General features: G+C 49.0%; 19 protein-coding genes, 2 tRNA genes and 1 riboswitch. Of the genes, 16 read left to right on the top strand and 5 right to left on the bottom strand.

Annotation, left to right across the window (positions count from 1 at the left end):
* Nucleotides 1-123 precede the first annotated feature (123 nt).
* Nucleotides 124-1,956, bottom strand: coding sequence for a translational GTPase TypA (gene typA / locus DXA36_RS25905; protein ID WP_118682242.1), 1,833 nt, complete (start codon nt 1,954-1,956; stop codon nt 124-126).
* A gap of 385 nt (nt 1,957-2,341) precedes the next feature.
* On the opposite strand from typA, the gene DXA36_RS25900 reads away from it, so the two are divergent.
* From DXA36_RS25900 to DXA36_RS25880, 5 genes are all read left to right on the top strand, one after another.
* Nucleotides 2,342-2,971 carry a single-stranded DNA-binding protein gene (locus tag DXA36_RS25900; protein WP_009255590.1) on the top strand — a complete coding sequence of 210 codons (630 nt, stop codon included), beginning with the start codon at nt 2,342-2,344 and terminating at the stop codon, nt 2,969-2,971.
* A 179-nt stretch (nt 2,972-3,150) separates the two neighbouring features.
* Nucleotides 3,151-3,636: a cob(I)yrinic acid a,c-diamide adenosyltransferase gene (locus tag DXA36_RS25895; protein ID WP_118682241.1), complete on the top strand. Its 486-nt coding sequence runs from the start codon at nt 3,151-3,153 to the stop codon at nt 3,634-3,636.
* Nucleotides 3,637-3,807: 171 nt separating this feature from the next.
* Nucleotides 3,808-3,981, top strand: a riboswitch (Lysine riboswitch).
* Nucleotides 3,982-4,149: 168 nt separating this feature from the next.
* Nucleotides 4,150-5,037, top strand: a complete 888-nt coding sequence (dapA, locus tag DXA36_RS25890; protein ID WP_118682240.1) for a 4-hydroxy-tetrahydrodipicolinate synthase — start codon at nt 4,150-4,152, stop codon at nt 5,035-5,037.
* A gap of 10 nt (nt 5,038-5,047) precedes the next feature.
* Nucleotides 5,048-5,833: a 4-hydroxy-tetrahydrodipicolinate reductase gene (gene dapB / locus DXA36_RS25885; protein WP_118682239.1), complete on the top strand. Its 786-nt coding sequence runs from the start codon at nt 5,048-5,050 to the stop codon at nt 5,831-5,833.
* A 180-nt stretch (nt 5,834-6,013) separates the two neighbouring features.
* The gene (locus DXA36_RS25880; protein ID WP_118682248.1) at nt 6,014-7,978 is read left to right on the top strand and encodes a fructose-1,6-bisphosphatase; all 1,965 of its coding nucleotides are present in this window, start codon (nt 6,014-6,016) and stop codon (nt 7,976-7,978) included.
* Nucleotides 7,979-8,053: 75 nt separating this feature from the next.
* On the opposite strand, the gene DXA36_RS25875 is transcribed toward DXA36_RS25880, so the two are convergent.
* Nucleotides 8,054-8,527: a hypothetical protein gene (locus DXA36_RS25875; RefSeq protein WP_118682238.1), complete on the bottom strand. Its 474-nt coding sequence runs from the start codon at nt 8,525-8,527 to the stop codon at nt 8,054-8,056.
* Between the two features lie 300 nt (nt 8,528-8,827).
* On the opposite strand from DXA36_RS25875, the gene hisA reads away from it, so the two are divergent.
* On the top strand, nt 8,828-9,610 hold the full coding sequence (gene hisA, locus DXA36_RS25870) for a phosphoribosylformimino-5-aminoimidazole carboxamide ribotide isomerase (RefSeq protein ID WP_118682237.1): 783 nt from the start codon (nt 8,828-8,830) through the stop codon (nt 9,608-9,610).
* 213 nt (nt 9,611-9,823) lie between these two features.
* On the opposite strand, the gene DXA36_RS25865 is transcribed toward hisA, so the two are convergent.
* On the bottom strand, nt 9,824-10,024 hold the full coding sequence (locus DXA36_RS25865; RefSeq protein ID WP_118682236.1) for a cold-shock protein: 201 nt from the start codon (nt 10,022-10,024) through the stop codon (nt 9,824-9,826).
* Between the two features lie 144 nt (nt 10,025-10,168).
* Nucleotides 10,169-10,462, bottom strand: a complete 294-nt coding sequence (locus tag DXA36_RS25860) for a YerC/YecD family TrpR-related protein (RefSeq protein ID WP_118682235.1) — start codon at nt 10,460-10,462, stop codon at nt 10,169-10,171.
* Nucleotides 10,463-10,715: 253 nt separating this feature from the next.
* Between DXA36_RS25860 and DXA36_RS25855 the strand changes: the two genes are divergently transcribed.
* The 10 genes from DXA36_RS25855 to DXA36_RS25810 all read left to right on the top strand — a co-directional run bounded on the left by DXA36_RS25855 (nt 10,716) and on the right by DXA36_RS25810 (nt 21,147).
* Entirely contained in the window at nt 10,716-11,402 is a 687-nt protein-coding gene (locus DXA36_RS25855; RefSeq protein ID WP_118682247.1) for a DUF1836 domain-containing protein, read from the top strand.
* Nucleotides 11,403-11,456: 54 nt separating this feature from the next.
* Nucleotides 11,457-11,529 (top strand) — tRNA-Val (locus DXA36_RS25850).
* A 20-nt stretch (nt 11,530-11,549) separates the two neighbouring features.
* Nucleotides 11,550-11,622, top strand: a tRNA-Ala gene (locus DXA36_RS25845).
* Nucleotides 11,623-11,734: 112 nt separating this feature from the next.
* Complete coding sequence (locus DXA36_RS25840) at nt 11,735-11,998, top strand: hypothetical protein (RefSeq protein WP_118682234.1); 264 nt, start codon at nt 11,735-11,737, stop codon at nt 11,996-11,998.
* Between the two features lie 166 nt (nt 11,999-12,164).
* Nucleotides 12,165-13,112 (top strand): ABC transporter permease, encoded by a 948-nt coding sequence (locus tag DXA36_RS25835; RefSeq protein WP_243114746.1) that lies wholly within the window; start codon nt 12,165-12,167, stop codon nt 13,110-13,112.
* 39 nt (nt 13,113-13,151) lie between these two features.
* Nucleotides 13,152-14,060: a carbohydrate ABC transporter permease gene (locus DXA36_RS25830; protein ID WP_118682245.1), complete on the top strand. Its 909-nt coding sequence runs from the start codon at nt 13,152-13,154 to the stop codon at nt 14,058-14,060.
* A 120-nt stretch (nt 14,061-14,180) separates the two neighbouring features.
* Nucleotides 14,181-15,809 carry a DUF3502 domain-containing protein gene (locus tag DXA36_RS25825; protein WP_118682233.1) on the top strand — a complete coding sequence of 543 codons (1,629 nt, stop codon included), beginning with the start codon at nt 14,181-14,183 and terminating at the stop codon, nt 15,807-15,809.
* A 98-nt stretch (nt 15,810-15,907) separates the two neighbouring features.
* On the top strand, nt 15,908-17,707 hold the full coding sequence (locus DXA36_RS25820; protein WP_118682232.1) for a sensor histidine kinase: 1,800 nt from the start codon (nt 15,908-15,910) through the stop codon (nt 17,705-17,707).
* Entirely contained in the window at nt 17,704-19,215 is a 1,512-nt protein-coding gene (locus DXA36_RS25815) for a response regulator transcription factor (protein WP_118682231.1), read from the top strand. The genes DXA36_RS25820 and DXA36_RS25815 overlap by 4 nt, the downstream gene beginning before the upstream one ends.
* A 51-nt stretch (nt 19,216-19,266) precedes the next feature.
* Nucleotides 19,267-21,147 (top strand): hypothetical protein, encoded by a 1,881-nt coding sequence (locus DXA36_RS25810; protein WP_147366652.1) that lies wholly within the window; start codon nt 19,267-19,269, stop codon nt 21,145-21,147.
* A gap of 80 nt (nt 21,148-21,227) precedes the next feature.
* Here the strand turns inward: DXA36_RS25810 and DXA36_RS25805 are convergent, their stop codons facing one another.
* Nucleotides 21,228-22,289 carry a hypothetical protein gene (locus tag DXA36_RS25805; protein ID WP_118682229.1) on the bottom strand — a complete coding sequence of 354 codons (1,062 nt, stop codon included), beginning with the start codon at nt 22,287-22,289 and terminating at the stop codon, nt 21,228-21,230.
* Nucleotides 22,290-22,314 lie beyond the last annotated feature (25 nt).

Below are 22,314 nucleotides of genomic sequence, written 5' to 3'. Positions count from 1 at the left end.
GGCAGCAGGCCGCACAGGGAAGCAGGGCCGGGGGACGCCAAACTTTTTTATCTGCACCCAAAGTGCACAGGAAAAAATGCCGCCCGGTTCTTTGCAAGGAGAACGGGGCGGCATTTCCTATGGTTAATTTCTGTTCATGTTAGCTCTTTTTCTTTTGGTAGGATCCAGAATTTTCTTGCGGATGCGCAGGTTTTTGGGGGTAACCTCCAAAAGCTCATCGGTTTCGATGAAATCCAGCGCCTGCTCCAGGCTCAGAATACGGGGAGGGCTGAGGCGGAGGGCTTCGTCTGCGCTGGAGGAACGGGTATTGGTCAGCTGTTTCTTCTTGCACACGTTGACTTCGATATCTTCGCCCCTTCCGTTCTGGCCGATGACCATACCGGCATAGACTCTTTCGCCGGCGCCGATGAATAAGGTTCCGCGCTCCTGGGCATTGAACAGGCCGTAGGTTATGGATTCCCCGGTCTCATAGGCGATGAGGGAGCCCTGCTTGCGGTACTGGATATCTCCCTTATAAGGGCCGTAGCCTGCAAATGCCGTATTCATGATACCGTTTCCTTTGGTGTCGGTCATGAATTCCCCGCGGTAGCCGATCAGGCCCCGGGAAGGAATATTGAATTCCAGGCGGGTATAGCCTCCGTTGGCGGCGCTCATATTTACCAGCTCGCCTTTCCGCTGGCTCAGTTTTTCAATGACGCTTCCGGAAAACACCTCCGGCACATCGATATAGGCAATTTCCATAGGCTCCAGGCGCTTGCCGTGCTCGTCCGTTTTATAGAGCACTTCCGCCTTGCTGACGGCAAATTCAAAGCCTTCGCGGCGCATGTTTTCAATAAGGACGGACAGATGCAGTTCGCCGCGGCCCGATACCTTGAAGCTTTCCGTGGTGTCCGTTTCTTCCACGCGGAGGGAAACGTCGGTATTCAGTTCCCGGAAAAGCCGGTCCCGCAAATGGCGGCTTGTTACAAATTTACCTTCCTGTCCGGCAAAAGGAGAGTCATTTACGATGAAATGCATAGCAATGGTAGGTTCGGAAATCTTCTGGAACGGGATAGGCTGCGGATTTTCAGGAGAACACAGCGTATCCCCGATATGGATATCCGTGATACCGGAAATGGCGACGATGGATCCCATGGAAGAAGTCTTTACGGGAACCTTGCTCAGGCCGTCGAATTCATACAGCTTGCTCACCTTCACACGTTTCTGCTTGTCCGGCTCATGGTGGTTGACGATCACTACCTCCTGGCCTTCGGAAATGGTGCCGTTGTCCACCTTGCCCACGCCGATGCGGCCCACATATTCATTATAATCTATCGTGCTGATAAGCAGCTGTGTGCCGGCCTGAGGATCCCCTTCGGGAGCGGGGATATACTCTAAAATCGTATCGAACAGGGGCTTCATGTCCTTGTTCTTTACCGTCAGGTTCAGCGTGGCACTTCCCGTTTTGGCGGAAGCAAATACAAAAGGACAATCCAGCTGCTCGTCATTGGCGTCCAGATCCATGAAAAGCTCCAGCACCTCATCCACAACCGCGTTGGGCCTGGCTTCCGGGCGGTCTATTTTGTTCACACACACAATGACGGAAAGCTGCAGCTCCAGCGCCTTACGCAGTACGAACTTTGTCTGGGGCATGGGGCCTTCAAACGCGTCCACCACCAGGATAACGCCGTTCACCATTTTCAGGACACGTTCCACTTCGCCGCCGAAATCCGCGTGTCCGGGCGTATCAATGATATTAATTTTTGTTCCCTTATACATAACGGCTGTATTTTTGGAAAGAATGGTGATTCCTCTTTCCCGCTCTATGGCATTGGAGTCCATGACCCTTTCCGCCACATCCTGGTTTTCCCTGAACACGCCGCTCTGCTTCAAAAGCTCATCCACAAGCGTTGTTTTGCCATGGTCAACGTGAGCGATAATAGCCACATTCCTCACATCTTCTCTTTTCTGCATCATACTTCAATTCCCTTCCTATACCTCTTCAAACGATCCGGTACTGAAACAAAAGACTGTCTGAAATTTCTTCTGCAGCCCCCAGTGTTATGCGGATTTCGTATGCCAGAGAACAAACAGCTCACGAAACGGGGCTACAGGAGAAGTTTCGGACAGCTACCTTATTATTATACAACTTACATCAAACTTAAACAGTATAGCACCGATATTTTCATCTTGCAACCTAAAAACTGCAAAAACCCCCGATATCTGTCGATTTTCCGGAAATCGCGGCGACCCATGGCGGTTCTAGGATCGGTTTTGCTGCCATAAAATAGTAATACATGACAGGAAAAAATTCTTAAAAGCGGTTTCGGTCAAACCGAAGCCCAAGAAGGGAGAACAAAAAATGACAGATAAGGTAATTGAAAACAACCAGGTGATCATAATGGGGAAAATCGTGAGCGACTTTACATTCAGCCACGAGATTTTCGGAGAGGGCTTTTATATGGTGGATGTGGAGGTCGCCAGACTCAGTGACTCCTATGACATCATTCCCCTGATGGTATCCGAAAGGCTCCTCGATGTGGAAGAGGACTACAAGGGCGCTTATGTATGCGTATCCGGGCAGTTCCGTTCCTATAACAGACATGAGGAGAGGAAGAACAGACTGATCTTATCCGTATTTGCAAGGGAAATTGAATTTGTTGAGGAACTGGAGGAAAGCTCCAAAACCAATCAGATATATCTGGACGGCTATATCTGCAAGGAACCGGTTTACCGTAAAACGCCTTTGGGAAGGGAAATCGCCGATGTGCTTCTGGCTGTAAACCGTCCTTACGGAAAGTCCGATTATATTCCCTGTATCTGCTGGGGACGCAACGCCCGCTTTGCAGGCGGCTTCAATGTAGGGGAGCGCTGCGAGGTTTGGGGCAGGATCCAGAGCAGGGAATATATGAAAAAAGTAGGGGAAGAGCAGCTGGAAAAAAGGATTGCTTATGAAGTTTCCGTAAGCAAGCTGGAACTCATAGAAGAGTAGGCTGCCGGAATAAAAGTTGCATCACCTGGATGCTTATGGTATTATTAACAGGTCAGATACCCAGCCGCAGGCAATGGGATGTTATGGCTGCTGTTTTACAGGGCTGCCTGCAGGAGAGGAAGCTGCAACGAATGACGATAGCGGTCCGGTGCCGCAGAATACCGTAGAGGGGCGAATATATGGCAGAAGGAAAGGTTTATATTTATGGAGGGACGGGACACGGCAAATCGCCGGCGGCCATAGGCTGCGGTCTGATAGCGGCGGCCAGGGGGGCACGGGTGGTAATCATCCAGTTCCTGAAGGGAAAGGGACTGACCGAGGACGAATATCCGCGCAGGCTCGAGCCGGGGATCAAGCTTTTCCGTTTCGAAAAATCCAATGAAGATTTTGTGGCCCTGCCCAGGGAAAAGCAGGAGGACGAAGTCCAGAATATCAGGAATGGCCTGAACTTTGCCAAAAAAGTTCTCAGTACGGGGGAATGCGATATGCTGATCCTGGATGAAGTGCTGGGGCTTGTTGATAATAATATTATCTCCATCGCGGATTTGAAAAACGTGCTGGATACAAGGGACGGGGAAACGGATATTATCATGACCGGTATTTCTCTGGACGAGGAGGTCTGTTCCCTTGCCGACTATGTGTCCGAAATCCGTACAATCAAATAAAAGGCCGGTTTGCTGTCTTTCAGACCGACTTGTTATCGGGCCGGGTCTCCTGCTGCTTGCAGCGTGGGATCCGGCCCTTGCGGCTGCTGGTAACAGTTCAGACGGCTGTCCCGCCCGCGTAAAAGGAAAGAATATGTGCGTTGACAGGAACCGCACTGCGTGCTATGATTATTTTCAGATAGAGGTTGCGCGATTCAGGAGTAGCTTTTCGGATGTGGCAGGCACAGAGGAAGAAAAGGGAAAGGGGAAAGCGCCGAAAGAGGAGGGGCCTGGCATCCGAATCTTGGGCATGCGGTGAAGAACCGTATGACTGTCATCTGTAAAAGATGGGGCGCTATCATGAAGGGAAAATAATCTCCGGCCGCCTCCGTATTTTTACGTAAATGGATGGCCGGAGAATTTTTTTACATTTGTAACTGTCCCGAACCTTCACAGTTACTTCTATTTCATCAGGCAGTGTGGCTGCCGTATCAGAGGGCGCCTGAGGAAGCGTTCCAAAACAAGGAGGAGCATATGGCAATTTTTAAAGGAGCAGGAGTAGCAATTATCACCCCTTTTCATGAGGACGGAAGTGTGAATTATGAAAAATTCGGGGAACATATTGAGGCGCAGATCGCCGGAGGCACCGATGCCATCATCGTATGCGGTACCACAGGGGAGGCTTCCACGCTGACCCATGAGGAGCATCTGGATGTGATCCGTTATTGTGTGGAGAAAACGGCAGGCAGGATTCCCGTAATTGCGGGAACCGGTTCCAACTGTACGGAAACCGCGGTTTTCCTTTCCCGGGAGGCGGAAAAAGCAGGTGTTGACGGCGTGCTGGTAGTGACTCCTTACTATAATAAAGCCACCCAGAAAGGGCTGTATGAGCACTTCAAAATCGTGGCGGAAGCGATTAAGGTTCCTGTGATCCTTTATAATATCCCGGGCCGGACCGGTGGTGTGAACATTCTGCCGGAAACCGTGGTCAGACTGTGCAGGGAGGTTCCCAATATCGTGGGCGTGAAGGATGCCACAGGCAATATCAGCCAGATCGCCGAGCTGATGAGCATAGCGGGGGAGGATGTGGATCTGTACTCCGGCAACGACGATCAGATTGTACCGCTTCTGTCCCTCGGCGGCAAAGGGGTTATTTCCGTCCTTTCCAACGTGGCTCCAAAAGAGACGCATGAGATGTGTGCCAGATTTTTTGAAGGGGATGTGGAAGGAAGCCGTGCCATCCAGCTTAAGGCTATCCCGTTATGCAAGGCCCTGTTCTGTGAAGTAAACCCGATCCCGGTTAAGAAGGCCATGAACCTGATGGGGCTGGAGGCCGGCCCTCTGAGACGGCCTTTAACGGAAATGGAAGAAGAAAATGCGGTGAAACTGGAAAAAGCCATGAAGGATTTTGGCATTCTGTAAGGAGTTACCTATGGTAAAAATATTGATGCACGGCTGTAACGGCCATATGGGACAGGTGATTGCACGTCTGGCCCAGGCGGACAGCGATACGGAAATCATCGCCGGTGTGGATGTGTCGGATCCTATCTCCAATCCCTATCCGGTATTTAAAAGCCTGGAGGATTACAGGCAGGCCTGGGAACAGGATGCGTCCCTGAAAGCGGACGTGGTGATTGACTTTTCCTCCTGCGCAGCGGCGGATAAGCTGCTGGACTACTGCAGCGCCGCGCAGATGCCCGTCGTACTCTGTACAACGGGGCTTTCCCCGGAGCAGCTGGAGCGGGTGAAGGCGGTGGCAGGTAAGACGGCTGTCCTCAAATCCGCCAATATGTCCCTGGGGATTAATCTGCTTCTGAAACTGCTCAAAGAGGCGGCGGCAGTCCTGGCGCCTGCCGGCTTTGATATGGAAATCGTGGAGAAACACCATAACCAGAAGGTGGATGCGCCCAGCGGGACGGCACTTGCCCTGGCGGACTCCATAAACGAAGAATTTAATAACGAATATACTTATGTTTATGACAGAAGTACCCGGAGACAGAAAAGGGATGCAAAAGAGATTGGACTTTCTGCCGTACGCGGTGGTACAATAGTAGGAGACCATGATGTGATTTTCGCAGGAGAGGACGAGGTGATTACCTTTTCCCATACGGCATACTCCAAAAATGTATTTGCCAAAGGCGCGGTACAGGCGGCCAAATTCCTTAAAGGGAAGCCTGCGGGGCTTTATGACATGAGCGATGTAATCGAAGGCGCATAGCTGCCGTTCAGACCTGTCTGCGGGGAAAGAGACAGCATCCCGCAGGGAAAGGACAGCGCAGCTGCAAAGAGGGGATAAGAATAGGGAATCGAAGGATTCCCTTTTTTCAATGGTTCGTCCGGTTTGTCATGCGAACTGTGGAAAAAAGGATTTATGCAGCAGAAAGGGGATAATGCAAGCATGCAGGATTTGGAACTGACCTATCTGAAAAGCCTGTCCAAAAGTTTTCCGACCATTGCGGATGCGGCGACAGAAATTATTAATCTGCAGGCCATTTTGAGTCTGCCGAAAGGGACGGAACATTTTCTGACCGATATCCATGGGGAATATGAGCAGTTCAACCATGTGCTCAAAAACGGTTCCGGCAGTGTGAAGCGCAAGATTGATGAAGAATTCGGTAATACCCTGAGCAGCAGGGACAAGCGGAGCCTCGCCACCTTGATTTATTATCCGATGGAAAAGCTGGAGCTGGTGATGCAGGAGGAGGACAGCCAGGAAAATCTGGAGGATTGGTTCAAGATAACTCTGCACAGGCTGGTACAGATGACCAAGAGGGTAGCCTCCAAATATACCCGATCCAAGGTAAGGAAAGCCCTGCCCAAGGATTTCTCCTACGTTATCGAAGAACTGATTACGGAAAAGGAAGAGGTGCAGGATAAAGAGGCCTATTACAATGAAATCATCCATACCATTATCCGCATCGGAAGGGCGCCGGAATTTATCGCCGCCCTGTGTAACCTGATTCAGCGGCTGGTGATCGATCATCTGCATATTGTGGGGGATATTTATGACAGGGGCAACGGGCCTCATATAATCATGGATACCCTGAGCCAGTACCATTCGGTGGACATCCAGTGGGGAAACCATGATGTGGTGTGGATGGGGGCGGCCAGCGGGCACACGGGCTGTATCGCCAATATTATCCGTATTTCCGCCAGATATGGCAATCTGGATATCCTGGAGGAGGGATACGGCATCAACCTCATTCCGCTTGCTACGTTTGCCATGAATACCTATGCCGATTCCAACTGCGATGTTTTTTCCATTAAATATGGGGAGGATTACGATACAAAGGATCTGGAGCTGGATAAGAAGATGCATAAGGCCATCGCCATTATCCAGTTCAAGCTGGAGGGCCAGCTGATGAAACGAAGGCCGGAATTCGATATGGCCGACCGGCTGCTGCTGGATAAGATCGATTATGAAAAGAAAACGGTTCTGATTGACGGGAAAGAATATGCCATGAAGGATGTGGATTTTCCCACCGTGGATCCCGGGGATCCGTACCGCCTGACCCCGGAGGAGGAGCAGGTGGTGGAAAGGCTGCGGCATGCGTTTGTCCACTGCGAGAAGCTGCAGCGGCATATCCGTTTTCTTTTTTCCAAGGGAAGCCTGTACAAGGTATATAACTCCAACCTTCTGTACCATGGCTGTGTGCCGATGGACGAGGAGGGGAATTTCCTTAGGGTGAACGTGTTCGGAAAGGAATACAGCGGGAAAGCGCTGTATGATATCCTGGATCATTATGCCAGGAAGGGTTACTATTCCCAGGATAAGGAAGAGGTGGAAAAAGGGAGGGATATCATTTGGTATATCTGGACCGGTCCCAATTCCCCTGTGTTCGGCAAAGATAAAATGGCTACCTTTGAACGGTATTTTGTGGAGGATAAGAGCACCCATACGGAAATCAAAAACAGCTATTACAGGCTGATGGACAACGAAGAGGTGCTGGGCCGTATCCTGAAGGAATTCGGGCTGGACGAGAACAGCTCCCATATCATTAACGGCCATGTCCCTGTGGAGTTAAAGAAAGGGGAGACCCCCATCAAATGCGGGGGGAAGCTGCTCATCATAGACGGCGGTTTTTCCAAGGCTTACCAGGGGAAAACCGGAATTGCCGGTTACACCCTGGTGGCCAATTCCCACGGCATGACGCTGGTGGCCCATGAGCCTTTTGAATCGGCGGAATCGGCCATACGAAAGGAATCGGATATTTTTTCGGATTCCATTATCGTGGAAACAGCGCCCCGGCGGATCCGGGTGTCGGATACGGATATCGGTACGGAACTCAAGGAAAGCATCGGTTATCTGGAGAAGCTTCTGGCAGCCTACAGGGACGGCACGTTGATAGAAAAAGGCGTATAAGAATCCGGCCATATGCGGCCCTATGTACAGGGCAAGTTATTGGCTTGCCCCGGGTGTGGTCAAAGATAGGAGAAATTATTTGGTGTTGGTGATATCCTTCACGCCATTGGCTACACCGTCAGCAGCGTTTTCAACCATGTTTCCGGCATCATCCACTACATCGCCCACAGCATCGCCTACATCATCGATAGCATTGCCTGCATTATCCACCAGGTTGGAGCCTTTGCCGGCGGTGCTGTTTCCGCCTGCAGTACCGTTGTTGGTTTCGTTGATACCGGCGGTTTCATCGGTTCCGTTTGTTGTACCGTTTATGGTTCCGGTTTCATTTGTATCGGTACCATTTGTATTGGTTTCATTTGTGGTTTCGTTGCCGGCTATTCCGGTTGTCCCGGTTTCGTTACGGCTTGCCGTTTCTTCGGCAGCGGTAGTGGATTCCGTTGTATTTCCTGCCATGTCGTCCGCGTTATTTTTCTTATCTCCACAGGCGGTCACACTGGCAAGCATCAGCAGAATCAGCGCTGCAGGAATCATTCTGTTCAGCTTTTTCATGTTGCTCACTCCTTTTTCTTTGTGTGTTTGGGCGTGCAGGAGGATTTTTTCCACAGAGATTTTATACCCGTGAGCGGCGGCCGCGGCCAGGTAAGCCTGACTTTGGCGGCTGCCGGGAAAATCATCCTGTAAATATAGAACACGCTCACGAACAATATAACTGTCCGTTTTTTATTATGTTCGGAAAAATTCTTTTTATGCGGAAAAAGGAATTGTCAAAAAGGATAATTTCGTGTAAAATATACCTAATTTTGTAAAAAAAGCCGTTTATCTGCGGCCTGAGGCAGGGAGATAGGGAATATGGAATTCAGACCATGTATTGACATTCATAATGGCAAGGTGAAACAGCTGGTGGGCGGAAGTGTGGCGGATACCAGCGACAGTGCCCAGGAAAACTTTGTATCTGAAAAGGACAGCGCCTGGTATGCCCGGCTTTTTGAGGAAAAAAACCTGAAAAACGGCCATGTAATCCTTTTGAACAAAAAGGGAAGCCCTTATTATGAAAGCTCCAGGGAGCAGGTTTTGAATGCCCTCCGGGCTTATCCCGGAGGACTGCAGGCGGGCGGCGGCATCACTGCGGAAAACGCCCATGAATATCTGGATGCAGGGGCGTCTCACGTGATTGTAACCTCTTATGTATTCCGGGACGGGACGATTTCCTATGAGAACCTGAACCGGCTGCTGGAAAATGTGGGCAAGAAAAAGCTGGTACTCGATCTGAGCTGCCGGAAAAAGGACGGGGATTATTATATCGTTACCGACCGCTGGCAGAAATATACGAAGGTGATATTGAATGAGGATGTGCTGGATATGTTTGCTTCTTTCTGTGACGAATTCCTGATCCATGCTGTGGACGTGGAGGGAAAGGTGTGCGGAATCGAAAAGGAGCTGGTGGCACTTTTGGGAAGATGGAACCGGATACCCATCACTTATGCGGGCGGAATCCGTTCCCTTGAGGATATCAGAAGCATTAAGGAGCTGGGACGGAATAAAATCCACATCACGGTGGGAAGCGCACTGAACCTTTACGGAGGGAGCCTGGACTTCAATACCGTGCAGGCTTACGCAGAAGAAGAGATGTAAACAGAAATAAGAAAGGAGCTTCACGTCCGGATTGTTATCAATCCATTCGTAAGCTCCTTTTTCAATGGGCGTTTCGGCAACGTATCCCATTGGTGGAATCCATTACAACTGTACAGCTTATTCTCAAATAAAAAAACGATATGAACTGTGATACCGATATATTTGATAAAAAAAGGCACATTGTGATGGTTCGGGTAAGATTTCCGTGAAATCTTATAATTTGATTACGTTAACAGCCTGAGGGCCTTTATCTCCCTGGATAACATCGTATTCTACAGCTGCGCCTTCGTCCAGAGATTTGAAACCATCCATGTTCAATCCGGAGTAGTGTACGAATACGTCCTGTCCTGCTTCATCAGAAATGAAACCGTAACCCTTTTGGTTGTTAAACCACTTTACTGTACCTTTGTTCATTCTAGGATACCTCCGCATAAAAAATAAGTATTGATCTGTTGCCCTGCAACATAGTCAGAATATCACAAGAGTGTTCAAATGTAAAGTGATATTTTACGTTATTACATTACTTATTTGAAAAAAATTTCCAGTATTTATAGGGTCTCAGGACTCTTTATTCATACGTGAAAATACCATTTCATAGCCGTCGTTTCCATAGTTTAAGGAACGGTTGACGCGGCTGATGGTGGCGGTGGAAGCGCCCGTTTTTTCGGCAATATCCAGGTAAGTCTTATGATCCCGCAGCATTGCCGCAACCTCAAAACGCTGAGACAGGGAAAGGAGCTCATTTACGGTGCACAAATCCTCGAAGAAGCTGTAACACTCATCCCTGTTTTCCAGACTCAGAATGGCCTCAAACAGATGGTCCACTGCGTCTGTCTTTATTTTTTTATTCATTTCATTACCTCCGTACTGATTCTGTTTCGCTCCCGCAGGGCAGGGGATTTTCCCCGCCCTTCATATATTGGGATTTTACCATACTAAAGTTCTAAAGTAAAGAAAAATGTCTTTCCGGAAAAGTTAAGGCTTGTCATGTAGTTTTCAATACTATATAATAAAAGACAAATGTATAGCCGTATCCGATCCCTTCTGAGGAACGGAAGCGGCAGGCAGGGCGTCCCCCATGAAGGACGCAGGACAGGAGCGGAAGATGACCATTTCTACAGAAGACCTATTGAACAGTATCCTGGAGAGCCTTGACAGAATCGATTATGTCAGGCCCGGGGATATCCCCAATATTGATTTATATATGGATCAGGTAACGACCCTGATGGACAGCAAGCTGAGAAACAGCACCAGGAATCCCGGGGAAGATAAAATACTGACCAAAACCATGATTAATAATTATGCGAAGAACAATCTGCTTCCTCCGCCTGTGAAGAAGAAATATTCCAAGGAGCATGTGCTCATACTTATTTTTATTTATTATTATAAGGGCGTTATGTCCATCAATGACATACAGACGATTCTCCAGCCCATAACGGATCAGTATTTCAAAGGGGATGCAAAGTTAAGCCTGGAAGATATTTATAATGAAGTATTCAGCCTGGAGAAGGAACAGGTTGAAGTGATGAAGAAGGATCTTATAGAAAAATTCACCAGGGCCGGTGAGACTTTCCCGGAAACGGAGGAGGAAGAAGAAAGGCAGTTCCTGCAGTTCTTTTCCTTTATCTGTATGCTCAGCTTCGATGTATATGTTAAAAAACTGCTTATAGAAAAGCTTTTGGATCTGAGCAGTATCCAGATACCGGCTAAAAGGAAAAAAGCGCAGTCCAAAAGTGCGAAGGAAAGCGCGGAAAATGGGCCTTCCGTAAATACGGAGCAAAAAAAAGAATAATTTTGTCAAACATACTCTTGCCAATTTCCAAAAAAGTGGTACAATAATACCCATGGAGACATAGCTCAGCCGGGAGAGCGTTCGCCTCACACGCGAAAGGTCACGAGTTCGAGCCTCGTTGCCTCCATTTTTTTCGGAAATTGTTTCGGGCTCGTAGCTTAGCTGGGAAAGCGCTGCGTTCGCAACGCAGAGACCGAGGGTTCGAATCCCTTCGGGTCCATTTGCACAAAATGACAGGTACGTGTATAAAAAAGATTTAGATTTTTGCAGAAGTAAGCTTTCTGTTTTAATCTAAATCTTTTTTTGTTTGTCGGAAAAAGGATGGTAATGTTATGCCGCAGGACACAAAGGGCCTTATTGAAATAGCGGGGCATGTTCCGGAACGGGAACAGGGTATGTATCTGCGTGCGGCTGTTAAGCTCATGCGGGCACTGGATGAAAAGCATTGCGACTGGACCGAAAAAAGCGTCTGTTTTCTGACTCATTGCAGCGGATCCTATCATGGGCAAATACATAATCATACGCTTGTGTATGCGGATTTCTTTTTCCTTGAAGCGGTACGGAAGCTGTTGGGAAAAGATTTTTTAATATGGTAGCCTGCTTGTTTTTAGCATACAATAGGGAGGCTAATTGGTTCCTGCGAAGTCTGGGATGCTCATATATTACCCTTTTTATGCAAAAAGTCATATTTTTTACCTGAAAAAAATCATGTACTATTATAGCAGGAAGTGAAAACGGTATGCAGGAAAGAGAGGGAAACAGATGAAAGCAAAAGTGGGGACGACAGGCAGGATGAGGCCTTTTGATGATTTCAGGCGTCATAAAACTTATTATTTCATGCTGATACCCATGGTGGTTTTTTTTATCCTGTTTTGTTACCTTCCCATGCCGGGACTTTATTATGCCTTTGTGGATTATGACTTTATGCAGGGACTGCGAAGCCCGTTTGTGGGATTCCGGAATTTTGAATTTCTTTTTTCCGGCGGAGTGGATTCTATTATCTGGAAGCTGACTAAAAATACGATTCTTTATAATCTGGCATTTATTTTGATAGGTAATGCAGCGCAGATTACCGTGGCGGTTCTCTTAAAGGAAATTCAGAGAAAATATTTTGTAAAGGTATCCCAGACACTGATGTTTATGCCTTACTTTGTATCCATGGTGACGATAGGAGTTATTGTATATAACATATTCAGCTATAAATATGGGATTGCCAACAGCATTATTACTTCACTTGGATTTGATAAATTTGATTTTTACCAGAATCCGCAGGTGTGGCCGTTTATCATTGTAGCCGTACAGGTGTGGAAAGGGCTGGGCTACGGCAGCGTGGTGTATCTGGCGGCAATCCTGGGTATTGACGAAAGCATTTATGAGGCGGCTTATGTGGACGGTGCGTCGAACTGGAAACGGATCCGCCACATCACCCTTCCTCTGTTAAAGCCCACGGCTATCATGCTTATCATGCTGGCGCTGGGAGGGATTATCAAAGGCTCCTTCGAGCTTTTTTACCAGATTGTGGGAAACAATGGCCTGCTTCTGGATAAGACGGACATCATTGATACCTATGTTTACCGTTCCCTGGCGGTGGATTTCAATATGGGAAGAGGAGCGGCGGCGGGATTATATCAATCGGTATTCGGTTTTGTGCTTGTCATGGCGGTGAACCGGATTGTGAATAAGGTTAGCCCGGAAAACGCCCTGTTTTAACATACAAATAAGCGGTACGAGCCGCAGATGGGAGTATATATGAGCAGACAGAAACAAAACCGGGCACATATCCGGCATGGCCTTAAAGCGGTATTATTTCAGGGCATCAGCATGACTGTTATCACGATACTGGCAGCCGCCTGTGTAATCCCCTTTCTCCTGATTCTGGCGGGATCCTTCAGCAGTGAATCGGCAATCGCCGTAAACGGCTACTCCCTGTTTCCTCAGGAATTTACCCTGGATGCCTACCAATCCATATTCCATATGGGAAATTCCATTCCCCAGGCATATCTGGTGACCATCTGCATTACTATTGCAGGCACGGCTATAGGGCTTGTTACCACCTCCATGAGCGGATATGTGCTGTCCAGGCCAGACTTTAAAAACCGGAATAAATTTGCCTTTTTCATCTATTTTACCACGCTTTTTTCCGCAGGTATGATTCCATCCTATTTGGTCAATGTAAATATTCTGCATCTGAACAACAATATCTGGGTGCTTATTTTCCCCGCGGTCATGAATCCGTTTAACATTTTCCTGTTCCGTAATTTTGTAAAAAGCATCCCCCATGATTTGGTGGAATCAGCCCGGATTGATGGGGCGGGGGATTTCAAAATCTATTATAAAGTGGTGATGCCGCTGGCAAAACCGGCGGTGGCGACCATCGGGCTTTTCCTTGCCCTGAGCTACTGGAACGAGTGGTTCCGCTGTAACCTGTATATTAAAAATACCGATCTCTATACGTTGCAGTATTTTCTCCAGTCCATGATGGCGAACCTGTCTGCCATGATGAGCGAAAAGGGACTGGTGGACAGTGTGGCTTCCCTTCCCAGCGAGACAATGAAGCTGGCGACGGCAATTATAGCAACCGGACCGGTTCTGTTATTCTATCCGTTTGTACAGCGTTATTTTGTCGGCGGCCTTACTGTGGGCGGCGTAAAAGGATAGCTGCGGTACACGATCCCTTGCGCCCCGCAGCAAAGGATAGGTATATTTTTAGAAAAGGTAAGTGGTGATGCAGACAGGCCCAAAGCGCCTGATGTATAATAAAAAGGAGGGTATTACGCAATGAAGAAAAGAAATTTATGGAAAAGAGCGGTGTCGGTAGGAATGGCGGCAGTATTGACATTATCCCTGGCCGGCTGCGGCCAGGGCGGTGCGCAGACAGCCGGAAGTGTGGAATCCGCCGGGACAACACAGAATGCAGAGTCCGGTGAGGCATCGCAGTCCGCAGCAGGATGGGCGGAGGCAGATAACGGTGAGGTGGTCACCTTAAAAGGATTTACTATGGGAAATGAACCGGCTGCGGGAATGGATACTTTTTATGAGCAGCTGGATGCCATGACGGTTACGGATCTGGGAATCAAGGTAAGATTTGATTTTATCCCCTGGGGAGATGAAAAGAACAAAATAAATCTGAATATTGCATCCGGGGAATACGATTTGTATGTAGGAGGAAATTTTTCCGATTATAAGGTTATGGCGACGAAGAATGCATTTCTGGATTTAAAGCCTTTACTGAGTGAGGTGCCTGATCTGGTGGCCCATTATTCCGTGGTTTCTGACAAAACGCTGGAGAGCTGTGAAATCGGCGGAAAGCTGTATGGGATTCCGCAGTTCGGGAAAGCGACGGACAGTGTATCGGCAAATGAAGGCTTCATGTACAGAGAGGATCTTCGTAAAAGCTGGGGGCTTCCGGAAATCAACAGTCTGGAGACAATGGAGCAGTATTTATATAAAGCGAAGGAGGAATATCCGGAAAGCTCCGTGATTATGGATAACCGGGTATGGTCCGCCGTATGGAATATCCTGGCCGCCGGAAAATACCTGGAGCTGGACAGCTATATGAATACCCCTTATACGGTGGTATCGGTGGAGGATCCATATACGGTATTAGACAGGACGCAGACGCCGGAATACAAAACCATGCTGGAGTATGTGGCGAAATGGTACAAGGACGGGATAATTGACCATGATATCCTTGCTTCCAGCGCCAACGAAGGAAATAAGATTGCGGAACTGGTGAAAGCGGACAAAAAGGCGACCACGACCAATTCTCCTGCCTGGTCCCTTACCGCAACGGTGAACGAGATTGCCAGGAATAATCCGGAATGGGAAATGGGCTGGTATGATTACGGATTTGGCAAAGCGCCTGTATATCTGCCCTCCGTATCCAATTCTACCTGTATTTCCATCAATCCCAAATGCAAGGAGCCGGTAAAAGCCCTGCAGTTTATTGAAAAAGCACATACCGATCAGGCTTATTATGATTTGCTCAGATGGGGCGTGGAAGGGGAAAATTATAACAGGACGGACGGCAAAATCACAACGGCAGGTATTGATGCCAGCAATGTGAAGCCTTCCTGGACCGGTCTGGTGGACGGTTATATGGAAGAGGAAGTACCCAGTGAAAACGCTTTCTGGCAGGAGCAGATGGACGCGACCCGGATAACTCCGGAAGAATTCAGCCCTCTGGACGGCTTTATCTTCGACGCATCCTCCCTCTCAGCGGAAACGGCGGCCCTGGAGTCGGTGAAAGCGCAGTATATGACGCCTCTGCTCTGCGGGGTTACCCAGGATAGGGAAGGGGATTATGATAATGTCCTGGCACAGCTGCAGAAGGCCGGTATTGAAAAATACATTGCCGAAATGCAGCAGCAGCTGACCGCATTCCGGGAAAAGAAAGCGGCTGATTAAATAAGATATTCTGCCTTCCTGCAGCAGTACGCCTGCGGGAAGGCTTTTGGGGGTTTCAGGAGAAGGTTCTGTCGACAGGCGTACGGATAGGGGCATATATGAAGAGGATTTTATCCGGGGGAAAATACCGGTTTTCGAATTTATCATTAACAGTGAAGATGTTTCTTCTCTTTTCCTGCGCCTGTCTGGCAGCGATGGGGGCTGCATTTTTCCTGTTTTACCGGCAGCTTTCTTCGTCGGCCCAGACAAACCAGGAATATCTGGCCCGTCAGCGCTTTGAGCAGACACAGGCCATGCTGGAGGAAAAGCTGGAACGGGTGGAAAGTATAACCAGGATGGCCATCGGGAATGAAAACCTGAATTTTTACCTGAAGCAGCTGATGGAAAGCAGCGGCTTTGCCGGGCAGTATGTGCAGGTCCAGTCCGCCTGGGAATGGATTAAAAATATATATTATGGAACGGATTACGATTCCATTCTTTTTTACCTGGACGGGAGGTATCCCTTTGCGGACGGCATATCCGGCTATGTACGCAACTGGAACAGCGAAGAGGGACAGCAGATTAATGCGATCATGGTGCAGAATGGTTTCCGGCCTTTCTGGCAGATTACAAAGATGGAGAAAAACGGAGAGTCCGGAAATTATATGGTATTTGTCAGGCCGGTAACGGATCTGGCGGATTTCAGCAGGAATCTGGGAAGCATGCATGTGTATATTCATGCGGACAAGCTGGCGGAAAGCTTCTTAAACACCCCGCAGGAAGAGGTATACTATATAAAATCGAAAGAAGGCAGGCTGCTTACGGTCAGCGACCGGAAGCTCTACGAAAAAATCAGCCCGGACGCAGAACTGGAGGGCGCCTGTTTGCCGGAGGGCGGAAAAGTCAGGGCCAATAGTAAAGAGTATTATGCCAGAGTGTGTGATATAGGGGACAGCGGCCTCCTTTTATATGCGGTGATGCCTTCGGATACTGTCCGGGGAAGCTTCCGGGATACGGGCATTTTTACTGTGGTTTTATTTGCTTTGGTCTGTGCGGCCCTGCTTTTGGCGATATGGCTGATTTCCCGGTCCGTTTCCGCCAGAATCCTGCATTTGTCCGGAACCGTGCAGAAGGTACAGAATGGAAAGCTGGAAACCCTGGACGAGGAGGCCGGGCAGGATGAGGTAGGGGAGCTGATCCGGAATTATAATTATATGATACGGCGTATCAGAAAGCTTTTGGAGGAGCAGTATCAATTGGGACAGGAGAAAAAGGGGGCGGAACTGATGGCCCTGCAGTCTCAGATTAATCCCCATTTCCTCTATAATACCCTGGATATGATTAACTGGATGGCGTCCAGGAACGAAACGGATAATATCAGGGACACGGTTTTATCCCTTGCCCGGTATTATAAACTGATTCTCAACAAGGGAAGGGATATCATTACCATTGGCCTGGAAATAGAATTATGCGAGGCTTATATTGCCATACAGCAGAAACGGTACCGTGGGAAAATTTTATTTGAACTGGATGTGGAGCAAGGGATACGGGATTATCTGATTCCTAAAATCACTCTGCAGCCTCTTATAGAAAATGCCATTGTACACGGTATTATGGAGAAAAGCGGGGGACGGGGCAGCATACTTATCAGCGGATGGGAAGAAGACGATGAAATATTCCTGTCGGTAACCGATGACGGCGTGGGCATGGTTACCGGACAGGAAATAGAGCGGACACACAAGGGAAGCAAATATGGGATAAGCAATATAGAGACACGCCTTAAGCTGTTTTATAACATGGAAAAATGTATCACTTACGAAAGCACACAGGGAATCGGAACCTGTGTCAGCATCCGGATAGGTAAGATTAAGGGAACGGATAATCCGGAAGAGGCGGCAGAGGGAGGGAGACTGCTATGAGACTGTTGATTGCGGACGATGAAGATTATGCAAGAGAAGGGCTGATTACATCCATTTCCTGGGATAAATACGGGATTGATGAGATCATGCAGGCGCGGGACGGGCGGGAAGCGCTGACAATATCCACATGGTTCCGGCCGGATATCGTGCTTACCGATATCCGTATGCCTAAGCTTAACGGCCTGGAGTTCGCGGAAAGACTGATCCGCCAGTGCCCCGACAGCAAGCTTTTGTTTATGAGCGGGTATTTGGAAATTGAGTACCTGAAAAAGGCCATATCCCTGGATGCGGTGGAATTCGTGGAAAAACCCATCGAGCTGGAAAAAGTGGAGGGAGCTGTCAAAAAGGCAGTGGATTTTGTAAGGGAAAAGGAACGGCATGAAAAAAAAGAGGGCCAGTGGCAGAGGCTGGAGCGCCAGCGTCTGTTAAACATGCTCAGGCTTAAAACGCAAGATAAGGCTCTGCTTGAAAAGATATGCAGGGAGGTTGGATTCCCCACAGACACGGCTTATTTTTCCGCGGTACTCTGGGCCAAGAAGGAAGAAGTGCCGGGACAGCTGGAGCCATTGGTTTTTTCTTTCTGGCAGGAATCAGGAATTCCCATTCTTCTCACTATGGTGGACAGGGGGAAATATCTGTTTCTGGCCGCCTGCGGTAAATACCGGATGCGTATGGTAAGGGCTGAGTGCCGTAAAATGACAGAATTGCAGGAAGGGCTTTGTATAGGCATGGGCTTCGAAACGGATAATCTGATGGCTGTTTCACAAAGCTGCGAAATTGCACTGTTAAATGCAGAGCAATCTTTCTTTGACAGCAGCAGGACCGTATTTGAAATAGAAGATGAGATCCCGAAGATGAAAAAACTGAATCCCGGATTGTATGCGGAATTCGTCGGAATGATAAAAGAGAAGCCGGAGCAGGTGGACGGATGGCTGCACCGCCTGGTAACAGAAATCTGTTCGGAAGGATTTTACCGGCAGGAGGATATTATCATGCTCCTGTCGGCATTTGCAAGGCTTCTCGTCCGGGAAAAAAGCGCCCTGCTTCTGTCCGCGGCGGATATGGATACGGAGGAGGAATTGGACAGCTGTATCCGGGAAGCTGTATCCATTGACGAGGTGATGAAGCTGTTTGAAAGAATGCTGGATGCTTTTTTGGCCCGTTTGGAAAATGAAAGCAGGTTTTCACGGCTGGTAAGGGATACTATATCCTATATTGAGCAGCACTGCAGTGAGGCAGAGCTGTCGGTATCCGATATTGCGGAAGATATGCATTTTTCGGCGGCCCATCTGAATGTCTTGTTCCGAAAGGAGACGGGCGTAACCATCAAGCAGTATATCTGTGATTACCGCCTGGATTTATCTAAGAAGCTTTTGCGCAACCCCCACATCAGGATTGTGGAAATCGCAGAAAGATGCGGTTATTCCAACGGCAATTATTTTGCAAAAGTGTTCAGGAGCACCGAAGGGATGACGCCGGTGGAATACCGGAAAAAATATGTGACATAAAGAAAATGAGTAACTCCGTCAAGGGATGACTTGGAGAGTATGGAGGTTTTTATGAAGAATTGGTTAATGCTGCCGCCCTGCTATACACGCGGCGGCCGGCAGCGGGAATTGCAGCGTTTGGAAGAAAATGTATATGAGGACAAACAGTTCAGAGTTACTTTACAATATGAAACAGTGGATGATAATTGTGTACGACTGGTTCATAGCTGGAAAAATATCGGCAAAGGAGCAGTGGATTTCCAACCGGAAATCCGGATGAAAGCGGGATTCCCCTATACGCATTATGTGATTCCCGGGGTCTCCTATAACGGAAACCATTGGGGAAACGGGAAGGAACCGAAAGGCCTTGAGAGGGAAGGACAGCCCTGGGTTTTCGATTACCGCCGTACGACAATTCCCGGCTGTACTATCAGTGAGAACGCGGACCAATATGCTGCCCTTATGGCTTCCGACAGGGAGGAAAACTCGCTTCTCTGCTCCTGTTCCATGACAGCGGATAAAGACGGGTGCATGATCCACAGGCTGCTCTATCCCACAATTGAAAAACCGCTTACCTATTGCAGCAGGGACCGTTACAGTGATGCGTATGAAACCTTTATCCATCTGGAGGCGGGGGAGGAATTCCGCGCAGCGGCCTATCTTCTTTCCGGGAAACCGGAGGCGCCGGCTTTCGCTGCGGCAAATGTAGAAGATACGGCACTATGGCTGCTTGGCAGGAGGTTTCCTTTTGCGTATCCGGTGAAAGAGGTACAGACGCTTTCCCTCAGCCATGCCCTGCATTTGCTTTCGTTATACCGGGGAAGACAGATGTTCCACATTGGGATGAGCCCGGAAAAGGGCAGCTTCGTAAAGCGTGACGGTTTTGCTTTTGGCTGGTGCGGGCAGAATGGCATGTATGCAAGGCTGTGTATCCAGAAAGGGCTGCAGGAGGGAAAGCAGGAGCTTGTGGATATCGGTATGAGCAATCTGGATGCCTGGGCGGAGGATGCCGTTGCCAAGACAGGATTACTCGTGACAGAATACGAAGACCTGGAAAAGGATGGTCCGGCGGTGGTGGATACCTGCAACCAGGGATTTGCGGTGATGGAACTTCTGAAGGCATACCGGCTGCTGAAGGCGGCCGGTATTGAACGGACTGCCTATTACAAGGCCGCAGAGGGAGCGGCGGACTTTTTTGTGGAACACTATTCCCCGGATTATGGATTTGGGAAAGCATGGGATGTACATACGGGTGATTGTGTGGATCAAAATGGAACAATTGGGGCTTATCTCATTCCGGGGCTTGTGGATCTTTATGAAGAGACGGGCCGGCAGTGTTATCTGAACCGGGCAAAAGAAGCCTGCCGGCTCTACTATAAACGGGACCTGGCCGGATTTTTCTGCACGGCGGGGGCTTTGGATACCTATTGTATTGATAAGGAAACCTCCGGCCCCATGCTCATCGGTGCGCTGCGGCTGTTTGAGCTGGAGAAAAGCGGCGAATGGCTGGATATCGCAAAAAAAGCCGGCTGGTATTTCTGTTCCTGGATGATGCATTATGACACCATTCCGGAGGCAGGAAGTGATTTTGAAACCGCAGCCTACCATACCCTGGGAGGGACAACGGTATCCGCACAGCATCACCATATGGATCCCTGGGGGGCGCTGGTGGTTCCGGCCCTTTTTACCTTGTATCGGATAACAGGAGATATAAACTGGAAAAGGCGTGCACAGCTGATCTGGGCGAATGCCATACAGAATATAGCTCCGGCAGAAGGGAAGCTATTTCATGGATTGTGGAGGCACCCGGGTGCACAGAATGAAGGGTATTGCCAATGCCGCTGGGGCGTGGAAAAAGGACCGGGGGAAATCAACGACTGGCTGGTGGCATGGCCGCAGGCATTCTGTCTGAATGCGGCTATGGAACTAACAGATGCGGAGCTGCAGGATTGAAAACAGTACTGCGGCACATGGGAAGCAGTCGGGTTTATGAAGAAAACAGCGTTTTACCTTGTGGATAATGCGGCCGCTTCTTAATCCACATTCAGCGGATTACAATACTGTACCTCTGCCGGAATGGAATAAATTTTAATCGATCCGTCTTCCATTTTACCGAACCAGATGGCGCCGGTCCCCAGCATGACACCATCCTGGTTCCAGAAGAGGCCTTCGGTTTCCGCGCCTTCCACATCGTAGATGACCTGCATGTTCAGGATTTCGTCATATTGTTCCACGAATTCTTCCGGGGATTGAATCTGCTGTTCCGAGCCGTTGCGGACAATGTTCAGGGGATACCGGACTTTTTGCGCAAGTGACTGCCTGTTGTCCGTAAGGACGTCTTGCTTTACCAGGAAGGCAAAGCTTTCAATTTCCCCTCTGGTCCATCCGCCGCTGCCGTCAAAGTTACAGTAAACCTGCTCCTCCAGCACGGAAAGGACATTTTCAGCGGTGTATGTCTCTCCGTTTGAAACATCCAGACTGTTGCCGATGGAGATGGAAAGACCTTCTGCGAACAGGAAATCCCGGCCCTGGTTCAGGTAAATACGAACCATGGAAAAAGGAAGGGCGCCTTCCGGCCCGGCTCCGGTAATGTACTGTTCGCTTGTGATAACATCTTTTTTTCCATCCCCGTTGATGTCGCGGAAGGTTATAAAGTTAATGGTATGTTCAAAGTACCAGGAAGTATAGGCATCCGGGAAGGTATAAACCGTTTCGCCGTCATCCGTCAGGGAATACTGCGCATGGGAGAGGCCGTTCCGGGTAACCTGGCTGGTGGTGAAGCGGACATTTTGGTATTCGCCCAGATCCACGCCGTCAAAGGACTGATCGGCAAGTATGGTTTCGGAATCATTTTCCGGCGGTGCCTCCTGGGCAGCGGATGCGCTTTCGCTATCCCTGTCCGGGGTTAAGGCCGGATATTCCGGGGAGGTTTCCGACGTATCTGACGTTTGGGGCAGCACGGTTTCCGCAGGCGCGGAGATTTCTGTCTGCACAGGTGTAATATCGGCATTTTTTCCGCAGGCTGTCAGGCTGCCTGCCAGCAGAAGGCAGAGTATTGCGGCGGTAATGTGTGTAAATATCATTTTTTTATTCATGGCTTCTCCTGTCCGCCCTTCTCCC

Source organism: Eisenbergiella sp. OF01-20, assembly GCF_003478085.1.
Lineage (GTDB): Bacteria > Bacillota > Clostridia > Lachnospirales > Lachnospiraceae > Eisenbergiella.
The sequence above is the reverse complement of the archived record's forward strand: the minus strand, read 5'-3'. Positions and strand labels throughout refer to the sequence as shown.

Coding starts and splice junctions, on each gene's coding strand:
- typA (WP_118682242.1), bottom strand. CDS start 1,956: ATGATGCAGAAAAGAGAAGATGTGAGGAATGTGGCTATTATCGCTCAC.
- DXA36_RS25900 (WP_009255590.1), top strand. CDS start 2,342: ATGACAGATAAGGTAATTGAAAACAACCAGGTGATCATAATGGGGAAA.
- DXA36_RS25895 (WP_118682241.1), top strand. CDS start 3,151: ATGGCAGAAGGAAAGGTTTATATTTATGGAGGGACGGGACACGGCAAA.
- dapA (WP_118682240.1), top strand. CDS start 4,150: ATGGCAATTTTTAAAGGAGCAGGAGTAGCAATTATCACCCCTTTTCAT.
- dapB (WP_118682239.1), top strand. CDS start 5,048: ATGGTAAAAATATTGATGCACGGCTGTAACGGCCATATGGGACAGGTG.
- DXA36_RS25880 (WP_118682248.1), top strand. CDS start 6,014: ATGCAGGATTTGGAACTGACCTATCTGAAAAGCCTGTCCAAAAGTTTT.
- DXA36_RS25875 (WP_118682238.1), bottom strand. CDS start 8,527: ATGAAAAAGCTGAACAGAATGATTCCTGCAGCGCTGATTCTGCTGATG.
- hisA (WP_118682237.1), top strand. CDS start 8,828: ATGGAATTCAGACCATGTATTGACATTCATAATGGCAAGGTGAAACAG.
- DXA36_RS25865 (WP_118682236.1), bottom strand. CDS start 10,024: ATGAACAAAGGTACAGTAAAGTGGTTTAACAACCAAAAGGGTTACGGT.
- DXA36_RS25860 (WP_118682235.1), bottom strand. CDS start 10,462: ATGAATAAAAAAATAAAGACAGACGCAGTGGACCATCTGTTTGAGGCC.
- DXA36_RS25855 (WP_118682247.1), top strand. CDS start 10,716: ATGACCATTTCTACAGAAGACCTATTGAACAGTATCCTGGAGAGCCTT.
- DXA36_RS25840 (WP_118682234.1), top strand. CDS start 11,735: ATGCCGCAGGACACAAAGGGCCTTATTGAAATAGCGGGGCATGTTCCG.
- DXA36_RS25835 (WP_243114746.1), top strand. CDS start 12,165: ATGAAAGCAAAAGTGGGGACGACAGGCAGGATGAGGCCTTTTGATGAT.
- DXA36_RS25830 (WP_118682245.1), top strand. CDS start 13,152: ATGAGCAGACAGAAACAAAACCGGGCACATATCCGGCATGGCCTTAAA.
- DXA36_RS25825 (WP_118682233.1), top strand. CDS start 14,181: ATGAAGAAAAGAAATTTATGGAAAAGAGCGGTGTCGGTAGGAATGGCG.
- DXA36_RS25820 (WP_118682232.1), top strand. CDS start 15,908: ATGAAGAGGATTTTATCCGGGGGAAAATACCGGTTTTCGAATTTATCA.
- DXA36_RS25815 (WP_118682231.1), top strand. CDS start 17,704: ATGAGACTGTTGATTGCGGACGATGAAGATTATGCAAGAGAAGGGCTG.
- DXA36_RS25810 (WP_147366652.1), top strand. CDS start 19,267: ATGAAGAATTGGTTAATGCTGCCGCCCTGCTATACACGCGGCGGCCGG.
- DXA36_RS25805 (WP_118682229.1), bottom strand. CDS start 22,289: ATGAATAAAAAAATGATATTTACACACATTACCGCCGCAATACTCTGC.